The organism is Fluviicola chungangensis (assembly GCF_007558725.1).
Lineage (GTDB): Bacteria > Bacteroidota > Bacteroidia > Flavobacteriales_D > Crocinitomicaceae > Fluviicola > Fluviicola chungangensis.
On record NZ_VLPL01000003.1, the window covers coordinates 586,681 to 597,993 of the forward strand.

Annotated in this window: 6 protein-coding genes; 5 read left to right on the forward strand and 1 reads right to left on the reverse strand. The window is 44.7% G+C overall.

Going from position 1 to position 11,313, the window contains the following annotated elements; translation table 11 throughout:
• Window positions 1-88 precede the first annotated feature (88 nt).
• From FO442_RS08810 to FO442_RS08825, 4 genes are all read left to right on the forward strand, one after another.
• Entirely contained in the window at window positions 89-442 is a 354-nt protein-coding gene (locus tag FO442_RS08810) for a hypothetical protein (RefSeq protein WP_144332791.1), read from the forward strand.
• A gap of 23 nt (window positions 443-465) precedes the next feature.
• On the forward strand, window positions 466-7,368 hold the full coding sequence (locus tag FO442_RS08815) for an Ig-like domain-containing protein (protein ID WP_144332792.1): 6,903 nt from the start codon (window positions 466-468) through the stop codon (window positions 7,366-7,368).
• A gap of 167 nt (window positions 7,369-7,535) precedes the next feature.
• The gene (locus FO442_RS08820; protein ID WP_144332793.1) at window positions 7,536-7,889 is read left to right on the forward strand and encodes a hypothetical protein; all 354 of its coding nucleotides are present in this window, start codon (window positions 7,536-7,538) and stop codon (window positions 7,887-7,889) included.
• Window positions 7,890-7,909: 20 nt separating this feature from the next.
• Window positions 7,910-10,315: a PKD domain-containing protein gene (locus FO442_RS08825; protein ID WP_144332794.1), complete on the forward strand. Its 2,406-nt coding sequence runs from the start codon at window positions 7,910-7,912 to the stop codon at window positions 10,313-10,315.
• 95 nt (window positions 10,316-10,410) lie between these two features.
• On the opposite strand, the gene FO442_RS08830 is transcribed toward FO442_RS08825, so the two are convergent.
• Window positions 10,411-10,803, reverse strand: coding sequence for a DoxX family protein (locus FO442_RS08830; RefSeq protein ID WP_144332795.1), 393 nt, complete (start codon window positions 10,801-10,803; stop codon window positions 10,411-10,413).
• Window positions 10,804-10,916: 113 nt separating this feature from the next.
• On the opposite strand from FO442_RS08830, the gene FO442_RS08835 reads away from it, so the two are divergent.
• Window positions 10,917-11,258 (forward strand): winged helix-turn-helix transcriptional regulator, encoded by a 342-nt coding sequence (locus tag FO442_RS08835; RefSeq protein WP_246073833.1) that lies wholly within the window; start codon window positions 10,917-10,919, stop codon window positions 11,256-11,258.
• Window positions 11,259-11,313: the final 55 nt, after the last annotated feature.

Below are 11,313 nucleotides of genomic sequence, written 5' to 3' on the forward strand. Positions count from 1 at the left end.
ATTGTTAAAAAATGGAATTTCTTTCAAAAAGAGACAACTAGCAAACCTTTTTTTCGTCACATTTGTCAAGAACTAAAATACTCTTTTAATGAAAAAGAATTTCATTAACTGTTTGTGCTTTACTACTACGCTCTCTCTTTTTTCCGCGTTGAATAGTTTTGGCCAACAGATTGAAAGACATGATGATGGGGTTTATTTAAATCCACATATTTCCGGTATTGGATCTCCAACTGTGGTATACCATCTCAGCTCTTCGATAGAAACTACTATTTTAAATGAACTGGAAATTTATCTGGAATCCATGAATGCAATCACTCAGGTGGATGTAACCGGTCTGGATATTTCCATTGAGTTCAGAGAACCCACGACGAATGAAATGATCTATCCGTTCATTCAGCGAATGGAAATGCTTTATATCTATCGAAATCCAAAAATCAGATAATACTTAATACTACGCTCTCCGGTATGAAAACAACTACTTTTTGGGGTTATTTAATTTTACCTCTATTCGTCCTTTTCCATTTTTCCGTTCTTTCGCAAGGAGCGGATACACAGGCAGGTGCTACCTCCGTTCCGATTTCCCTTCCTTTTAATGCAGCGGGTTCAACCACTTCAGCGGCAAATAATTACAATGCCGCCGGAACGACGTTCGATGATGGTCCGGATTGGTACTATTATTATTGTGCTCCTACAAATGCAACATTGTGGGTCACGATCACGTTTACACCGGGTGGATTGGCAAACCCGGTTATGCCGTCAATTACTGTTTTGGATGCAACAGGAACTTTACTTGCTCAAACTCAGGTTTTTGGCGATGTTTCCGGAACTTATGGAATACCATTTACCCCCTTGACAGGACAGTGTTATTATTTTGTAGTTGATAACGATGGAATAAGCGGTCCGCCGGGATTTAATTACAACATTCAAATTTCAAATACCACTCCGGCCCATCCTGCTAATCCGACACAACCGGCTTGCACCAATATTGGTTTTGATGCAGGTTCAACTTCCGGATGGTTAGGTTCCTGGGGACATTCCATGCAAACAGGTGTTTTTCCGCAACCAACTCCGACTTATACACCTATTTTTTACAACACAACCGGCGGTCATCATACCGTTACTACTCCGGGAATGGATTTACAGGCCCCGATTCAAACGGTTTGTCCGCAGATTCCCGGAAATACCAATTCACTGATGCTTGGTGACGGACCAAACGGGGCTTATGGTGGCGCCAGTATCGAACAAAAATTCCAGGTAACCGCCTCAAACGCCCTGTTTACTTATTATTATGCCCTGGTCATTCAGGATGGTGGAGCCTCCGGGTCAACAGCACACACGGACCAGGAGCAGCCTTATTTTAAGATCGAAGCGCTAAACTGTGCCGGCACTCCCATTACTTGTGGAAACTTATTGGTGACAGGAGGCCCTGGAATACCCGGGTTTACTCAAATCGGAACTAGCGGAACTTATTGGAAAGACTGGACACCGGTTATGCTGGATTTAACTCCATATATCGGATCTTGTGTAACCATGCGCTTTACTGTGGGTGACTGTTCTATAGGTGCTCACTATGCATATGCTTACCTCGATGCAACGTGTGCACCTATGAGTATTGTTGCTCCACCGAATATTTGTCAATTTCAAACTTCGACATTAACTGCTCCGACAGGAGCTGCGACCTATTCCTGGGTAGAAACTTCTTCACCGGGAACCATATTGGGCACATCGAATATTTTATCTATTACTCCAACTGCAACAGGAACATTTACCTATCAATGTACGATGACATCAATTACGGGATGTAACTCGACCTTGACTTCATCGGTTACTGTTTTGCCGACACCGCAAATTACTGTGACTAACCCACCGGCAGTTTGTTCTCCCGGAACAGTTGATTTGACCAGTTCAAGTGTCGTAACCATTAACTCCGGCTCCGGAACAATCGGTTATTTTTCGGATGCTGCATGTACAGTCCCGATCGCTTCTCCTAATGCGGTGTCGACTAGTGGGACATACTATATCCAAATTCTGAATGCGAATGGTTGCTATGAGATTGAACCGGTTACTGTAACTGTAAATGCCAGTCCGACAGCTAATGTTGTAACAGCGAATCAATCAATCTGTACGGGAGCGAGTGTGAATTTGAATGCAACCCTCACGCCGGCCGGTTACAACAATCCAGTAACATTTACAAATACAACCGATTTTGTATTGAATGACGGAAGTGTGACACCTGTGAATTCACCGATAGTTGTCAGTGGGATTAGCCCCCAAACGCCGGGAGTTTTGCCGATTGTTTCAGTAAATATGAACATCACACATACATATGACGGTGACATTACCGTTTGGCTTGTTTGTCCGAACGGAAGTACAATTGATCTTACTTCAGATAACGGAGGGTCCGGAGCTAATTATACGAATACCACTTTTGTTCCTTCGGGGGCTCCATCGGTTACAACGGGAGCAGCACCTTTTACAGGCAGCTTTACTCCTGAGCAAGCATTTTCGTTGTTAAATTCATGTGCTGTGAATGGAACCTGGACCTTGCAGGTATATGATCTTGCAACAGGTGATATCGGGACTTTAACTGATTGGTCGATTACATTTAATAATTATGTACCGACAACTTTCGTATGGTCACCAACAACGAATATGACCAATTCAACGACGCTCACCCCGACCGTTTCACCGACAACTACGACCACTTATACCTTAACAGGAACAAATGCGATTGGAGGTTGTACATCAACGGATAATGTAGTTATTACCGTAAATCCACTTCCTACAGCTACTATCGCAGGAACGACGACAGTTTGTCAGAATACAGCTGCTCCGACCATTACTTTTACGGGAGCAAGCGGAACAGCTCCGTATACGTTCACTTATAACATCAACGGTGGTGCTAACCAAACGGTAAGCAGCGGAGCGGGAACAACTGCAACCCTTAATGCTCCAACCGGAACAGCAGGTACATTTACCTATAACTTAGTCAGTGTGACCAGCGCAATGGGATGTTCGCAAAACCAGTCGGGTTCGGCAACAATTACAGTTACCCAGACTCCAACGGTGAATGCGGTAGCTGCTCAAACCGTTTGTGCAAATGCATCGACAACTGCAGTTACTTTCACCGGAAATAATACAGCGACGACCACTTTCAATTGGACGAATAACACGACTTCGATCGGATTGGGAGCGAGCGGCACAGGTAACATCGGAGCATTTACAGCCACGAATGCAACAGCTTCTCCGGTTACAGCGACTATCACGGTAACACCAACATTGAATGGTTGTCCGGGAACCCCACAGAACTTTACTATTACGGTAAATCCTATTCCGACCGTGAACGCTCCGGCACCGCAAACCGTTTGTGCAAATGCATCGACAACCGCAGTTACTTTCACTGGAAATAATACCGCTACAACTACTTTCAACTGGGCGAATAACACGACTTCAATCGGGTTGGGCGCAAGCGGCACAGGGAACATCGGAGCATTTACAGCCACGAATGCAACCGCTTCGCCTGTTACAGCGACTATCACGGTAACACCAATATTGAATGGTTGTCCGGGAACCCCACAGAACTTTACTATTACAGTCAATCCATTACCTACGGTAAATGCACCTGCGCCGCAAACTGTTTGTGCAAATGCATCGACAACTGCAGTTACTTTCACCGGAAATAATACAGCGACGACCACTTTTGATTGGACGAATAACACGACTTCAATCGGGTTGGGCGCAAACGGTATAGGAAACATCGGAGCATTTACAGCTACGAATGCAACAGCTTCTCCGGTTACAGCGAATATTACGGTAACACCAACATTGAATGGTTGTCCCGGAACCCCACAGAACTTTACTATTACGGTAAATCCTATTCCGACCGTGAACGCTCCGGCACCGCAAACCGTTTGTGCAAATGCATCAACAACCGCAGTTACTTTCACCGGAAATAATACAGCGACGACCACTTTTGATTGGACGAATAACACGACTTCAATCGGGTTGGGCGCAAACGGTACAGGAAACATCGGAGCATTTACAGCCACGAATGCAACCGCTTCGCCTGTTACAGCGACTATCACGGTAACACCAACGTTGAATGGTTGTCCGGGAACCTCACAGAATTTTACTATTACAGTCAATCCATTACCTACGGTAAATGCACCTGCGCCGCAAACTGTTTGTGCAAATGCATCGACAACTGCAGTTAATTTCACCGGAAATAATACAGCGACGACCACTTTCAATTGGACGAATAACACGACTTCGATCGGGTTGGGAGCGAGCGGCACAGGGAACATCGGAGCATTTACAGCCACGAATGCAACGGCTTCTCCGATTACAGCGACTATTACGGTAACACCGACATTGAATGGTTGTCCCGGAACTCCACAGAACTTTACTATTACGGTAAATCCTATTCCGACAGTGAACGCTCCGGCATCGCAAACTGTTTGCGCAAATGCATCGACAACCGCAGTTACTTTCACCGGAAATAATACCGCTACAACTACTTTCAACTGGGCGAATAACACGACTTCGATCGGGTTGGGCGCAAGCGGCACAGGTAACATCGGAGCATTTACAGCCACGAATGCAACCGCTTCGCCTGTTACAGCGACTATCACGGTAACACCAACATTGAATGGTTGTCCGGGAACCCCACAGAACTTTACCATTACAGTCAATCCAACACCAACAATTGGTGGAACCTTTACTGCTTGTGCGGGATCTTCTACTCAATTAGCGGGAAGCGGAACTCCGGCAGCTGCAACCCCATGGGCTTCTTCCAATACTGGGGTGGCGACTGTTTCTTCAACAGGTTTGGTAACAGGAATTGTGGCGGGAACAAGTACAATTACGTATATGAACTCGAGTGGATGTACGGTGACACAAGCAGTAACAATCACGTCCGGTGCAACAATATCAGGTAACCTGATTGTCTGTGTTGGTGCTACGACCCAGCTAAGCGGAACAGGAACAGCTAATGCCACGAATCCGTGGGTATCTTCCAATACCGCCGTGGCGACTGTTTCCAATACCGGATTGGTTACTTCACTCACAGCCGGAACAACAAACATAACGTATACCAATTCCAGCGGATGTTTGGATACAAAAGTTGTGACCGTGAATCCGCTTCCTACTGTTACAGGTTCAGATGTATGTATGGGTGGAACGACTCAATTGACAGGTTCCGGAACAGCCAATGCAACGAATCCGTGGGTATCTTCCAATACTGCAGTTGCAACTGTTTCAAATACCGGTTTGGTAACAGGTATTTCGGTTGGTTCTACCACGATTACATATACCAATTCCAATGGTTGTTCCAATACGATGTCTTTGAATGTAGTTGGAAATCCTGCAATAACCGGAACATTAAGTGCATGCATCGGTGCGACGACCCAGCTATCTGCAACCGGAACAGCCAATGTCACGAATCCATGGACCTCTTCCAATACAGCGGTCGCTACCGTTTCAAATACGGGGCTGGTGACCGGAGTTTCTGCCGGAACAACTACCATTACGTTTACCAATGCATCTTCGTGTCAAAGCACGGCAGTCGTAACGATTAACCCGTTACCGACAATTACCGGGAACCTGAGTGTATGTGCCGGTTCAACAACCCAATTAACGGGTTCAGGAACTGCAAATGCATCCGCACCATGGACTTCGTCCAATACAGCGATTGCAACGATTTCGAATACAGGTTTGGTAACCGGAATTTCCGCCGGAAACACTACCATTACCTATACCAATAGCAATGGCTGTTCGCAAACAGTTACAGTGGTCGTGAACGCTTTGCCAACAGCAACCATTTCCGGTGCTTCTACAATTTGTGCGGGGAATTCAACAACCTTTACTCTTTCAGGAACCCCGAATGCGACGATTGTTTATTCCAATGGGACGAGTAACTCGAACGTGGTTCTGAATGCTGCGGGAAATGCAACGGTGAACACTGGTATTTTGAATAATATGATTACTTATACCCTTGTTTCAGCTCAATCCGCGGCTCCTGCTTCCTGCACCAATATTTTAACGGGTTCTGTCACTATAACCGTTGATCCGAATCCTGTAATGGACCCGGTTGCAGACATGCTGGTATGTCCGGGAGATAATGTGAGTATTCCGGTGTTTACATCCGTTCCAGCCGGGGCGACTTACAGCTGGACAAATTCAAATACAGCAATCGGTCTTGGTGCAAACGGAAATGGTAATATCCCCGTTTTTGCAGCAGTTAACCCGGGAACGACACCTGTTAGTGGAACAATATCGGTTATCCCTACATTGAACGGCTGTTCGGGATCAAGCGTAACATTTACAATTGGAGTAAGTAATAATCCTACGGCAAATGCGGGTACTGATATTAGTTTGTGTATTAACTCATCGACTGGAAATCAGATCGGTTCGGCAGCAGTTGCAGGAAATAGCTATTCCTGGAATCCGACGACCGGATTGAGCGATGCAACGATTTCTAATCCGACGGTAAGCACTACCATTGCAGGAACAACCCAATATACCGTAACCGTTACCAATGCGTTGGGTTGTCAGGCTACTGATCTCGTTACGGTTACGATCAATCCGTTGCCATTGATTTCATTCACCAGTGATGCTATCGACGGATGTGCACCCGCTTCAATTACTTTTACGAATACCAGTCCGAATTCCGTAAACTGTGTTTGGACCTTTGAAGGTGGAGGAACACAAACAGGGTGCGGACCAATTACGCAACAATACGGATCTGCAGGTGTTTACGATGCGACCTTAACCATTACAGATGCGAATGGTTGCAGCAATACGCTGACGAATACCGATATGATCACGATATATCCGGAAGTCAATGCGTCTTTCGGAGTAGACGTCTACGAACAATCCATTTTGTACCCGGTATTCCATTTTACAAACACTTCGACCAATGCCACATCGTATACCTGGGAATTCGGTGATGGAAGTACTTCAAGCCAAACCAGTCCAATTCATACTTACGATGATCAACCCGGCGTGTATCATATTATTTTGTATGCATCTAACGCAGCCGGATGTTTAGATAGTGCAGTTGCAGTAGTTTCCGTCATAGACGAATTGATTTTCTATGTACCGAATACCTTCACTCCGGATGGAGATGAGTTCAACAATGTGTTCTTCCCGGTATTCAGTTCGGGATTTGACGGGCAGAATTATACCTTATTGATTTTTGACCGATGGGGAGAGGTCTTATTTGAATCGCATAATGTGGATTTCGGATGGGACGGAACTTACAGGGGGCAGTTGTGTAAAGAAGGCACGTATACCTGGAAGATTATCATTAAAGAACGCAATAAAGACAAACATAACGAGTACGTCGGTCATGTGAATCTCCTGAAATAATATACATGAAAGTACCAGATAAGTAAGGCGGTTCTGTAAGTATGGAACCGCCTTTACTGTTAATTGAAAGTGGATGAATGTTAAAAAAGGATTAATTTCAACAAAATGGACAACCCAACTCTCTTTTTTTCGTCAACTTTGCAGAACTGAACTAAATTAATCATTTAATGAACAAGCATTTCATTAACTGTTTGAACTTTACTGCTGCGTTTTTCCTTTTTTCTGCGATTACAGCTTACGGTCAACAGTCTGAAACACATGAAGATCATGTCTACGCCAATCCCAATATTTCGGGAGTGGGGTCTTCTACGATCATCTACCACTTAAAGTCTCCGCTTGAAACTACAGTTTTAGCTGAATTGGAGAATTACATGGAATCCCTGAATGCAATTACTCAAGTTGATATCAACGGACTCGATATTTCCATTCAGTTCAAAGGAGCTACTACCAATCAAATGATCTTTCCATTTATACAACGGATGGAAATGTTGTATATCTACAGAAATCCAAAATCAAGATAATATCGAATACCGCCTTTTTTATGAAAAAAAATATTCATTGGACCCATGTCCTTTTGCCTGTATTCTTTCTCCTGAGTTTTACGGGGTTTTCCCAGGGTGCTGATGATCCTACCAGTGCCAGTTTTTCTCCCATCTCCTTACCTTTGAATGCGCTTGGATCAACAACTTTCGCTGCAAATGATTACGATGACATAAGTTCGGGATTTGACGACGGACCGGATTGGTTCTATTATTATTGTGCTACTTCCAGTGCAACGATCTGGACAACAATTTCCTTTACTCCGGGTGGGACGGCGAATCCTGTATTGCCGCAGATTACCATTTTCGATGCATTTACCGGGACGGCTGTGGCACAAACACAGATTTTTGGCGATGATTCAGGGACTTACGGAATTCCATTTGATCCGGTAGCAGGTGACTGCTATTATTTTATGGTGGACGGTGGCAATTTGAATGGATTCGATTATGCTATCCAAATTACTACTATCATTCCGGCAGTTCCGCCAAGTCCGACTCAACCCGCTTGTACAAATATTGGATTTGATTCAGGTTCGGCATCCGGTTGGTTGGGTTCCTGGGGACATTCCATGCAAACCGGTTCGGCAGGTGATTTAACACCGATTTATACCCCGATGTTCTTTTCCATGAACTCCGGGCAACACACTATAACGACCGGAGGTGTAGATATCCAGGCTCCAATTGATCAGGTGTGTCCGCTTGTCCCGGGAAATACCAATTCCATTCGTTTGGGAGATGGTCCGAACGGTGCATACGGGGGCTCCAGGATCGAGCAGAAATTCCAGGTAACGTCTTCCAATGCCTTGTTTACTTATTATTATGCTGCGGTATTACAAAATGCTTATAACATTGACCAGACAACCGGAGATACGATTCCACACCTTGCTCAAGAACAGCCTTATTTTCAAATCGATGCGCAGGATTGTTTCGGAAACCCGATCGCCTGCGGTAATTTATTGGTTACCGGTGGTCCTGGAATTCCAGGATTTACGCAAATAGGGAATACAGGTGTGTTCTGGAAGGATTGGACACCTGTCATGCTGGATCTGACACCTTATATCGGTTCGTGTATTACGATTCGATTTACTGTGGGGGATTGTTCGCAGGGAGCGCATTATGCATATGCTTACCTGGATGCAACGTGTGCACCGATGGAGATTGTTTCCCCGCCGGATGTTTGTCAATTCCAAACTTCTGTGTTGACTGCTCCCGTTGGGGCAGCGAGTTATTCCTGGGTGGAAACTTCTAATCCGGGAACGGTACTTGGCACATCGAATACGCTATCCATTACACCAACTACAACAGGAACATTTACCTACCAGTGCACACTAACATCATTGGCAGGTTGTAATTCTACGGTAACAACTTCCGTAACGGTGGTGCCTGGTCCGGATATTACGGTTACGGATCCGGCGGCAGTTTGTGCTCCGGAAACAGTTGACTTAACAGCTCCGGGTGTGACTACGATTAATGCAGGTTCCGGAACACTCGAATATTTCTCAGATGCAGCCTGTACTGTTCCATTGGCATCTCCAAATGCAATTACTACGGCAGGAACTTATTACATCCGGCTTTCAAGCCCTGGGGGATGTTCTGATGTTGAACCCGTTGTAGTCACATACACTTCTTTACCTGTTCAATTCACCAGCAACGTTATTGGTGGATGCGCTCCTGTTTCTGTGACCTTCACGAATACCAGCCCGGGATCGGTTAATTGTGTATGGACATTCGAAGGAGGGGGAACTCAGACCGGTTGTGGATCTGTAACCCAACAATACAGCGCTTCGGGAATTTATGATGTAACCCTGACGGTTACGGATATAAACGGCTGTACCGGATCATTGACACAAAGTGATATGATTACTATTTCACCACAGGTAAATGCATCTTTCGGGGTCAACGTTTATGAACAATCGATTTTATACCCGGTATTTAATTTTACCAATACGTCTTCGAATGCAACGGCTTATGTTTGGGAATTTGGAGATGGTGCGACATCTGCTGCAACGAATCCAACGCATGCATATCCAAACACGACAGGTGTTTATCACGTGATTTTACATGCAAGCAATGAAAGCGGTTGTAATGACAGTGCCATTGTAGTTGTTTCGGTTGTGGATGATTTGATTTTCTATGTACCGAATACCTTCACTCCGGATGGAGATGAACACAACAATATTTTCTTCCCGGTATTCAGTTCCGGATTTGACAGTCAGAATTACACTTTGCTGATTTTCGATCGATGGGGAGAAGTGTTGTTTGAGTCGCATAACCTGGATTACGGTTGGGACGGAACCTACATGGGGCATTTGTGCAAAGAGGGTGTTTACACCTGGAAAATTGTCATTAAGGAACGTAACAAAGACAATCACCATGAATATGTGGGACATGTGAATTTGCTGAAATAAGTGAAGGTACTGTTTCGATATCCGATTCGCGATTGATAATCATTCAGGGACGCAATACGTTGCGTCCCTTTTTTTATCCTTTGAAAATCCCTTGATTATTTGGATGGAATAGGAGCGAGTTTCCATCTTCCGTAAGCGACAAACCCGGCTATTAATCCGAAGATAATATTGAATCCTATCTGAGGAGTTTCGCCCCGGAAAACATGAAAGACACTTGCGCTGATCATCAATAATACAATCCCGAATGCCGCAATGGAGGCCAGAAGCGGTTTGAAACGGAATAGGGAAGGCAGAAGAACTCCCAAAGCTCCCAACAGATCGATTACACCAGTTGACCGAACCAATGCCGGAGCAATTTCACCTGTCCAGGGCCACATTGTTTTTAATTGTTCGATCGGTTGAAACAGTTTGAGGGATGCTGCCCAGATTAATGTGATTCCAAGAAGAAATTGAGCGACCCAAAGGAGTACATGCATTGTTTTTTTCATTGTTTGTTCTGTTTTTAATTATCGGATAAAAATAGGTAGCTTTGCTATCCAAACGAAAGTACTTCCTGTTTGGATAGCACTATCCAAATGGGAAGTATTGGATTAAAAGGAAAATGATGTTATCAACAGGAGGATGCCCCAAGAATATTTTGTCGATTAAAGATGCGTTGGAAGCTGTCGAAGGAAGATGGAAATTGTTGATCTTATTTGCATTGTCTGGCGGATCCAAGCGATTCAAGGAGTTAAGCAGAGAGGTTTCGGGGATTACAGACAAGACTTTATCTCGCGAATTGAAATTGTTGGAGTCCAATAAACTGATTACGCGAGAAGTGTTTGATACCTTTCCTCCGACGGTACAATATACGATTACAGAACACGGGAAATCCCTGGAAAAAGTGATCGAGGAATTGCATTATTGGGGCCTTGCCCATCGCAAAGAGGTATTGGGAAAATAAAATGGTATAAAACAACGTAGGGCCGGAAAATTTTCCGGCCCTACGTTTTGTATGA

What these genes read in the sequence shown, in the direction of transcription:
- FO442_RS08810 (WP_144332791.1), top strand. Translation starts at nt 89, where the DNA reads ATGAAAAAGAATTTCATTAACTGTTTGTGCTTTACTACTACGCTCTCT.
- FO442_RS08815 (WP_144332792.1), top strand. Translation starts at nt 466, where the DNA reads ATGAAAACAACTACTTTTTGGGGTTATTTAATTTTACCTCTATTCGTC.
- FO442_RS08820 (WP_144332793.1), top strand. Translation starts at nt 7,536, where the DNA reads ATGAACAAGCATTTCATTAACTGTTTGAACTTTACTGCTGCGTTTTTC.
- FO442_RS08825 (WP_144332794.1), top strand. Translation starts at nt 7,910, where the DNA reads ATGAAAAAAAATATTCATTGGACCCATGTCCTTTTGCCTGTATTCTTT.
- FO442_RS08830 (WP_144332795.1), bottom strand. Translation starts at nt 10,803, where the DNA reads ATGAAAAAAACAATGCATGTACTCCTTTGGGTCGCTCAATTTCTTCTT.
- FO442_RS08835 (WP_246073833.1), top strand. Translation starts at nt 10,917, where the DNA reads ATGATGTTATCAACAGGAGGATGCCCCAAGAATATTTTGTCGATTAAA.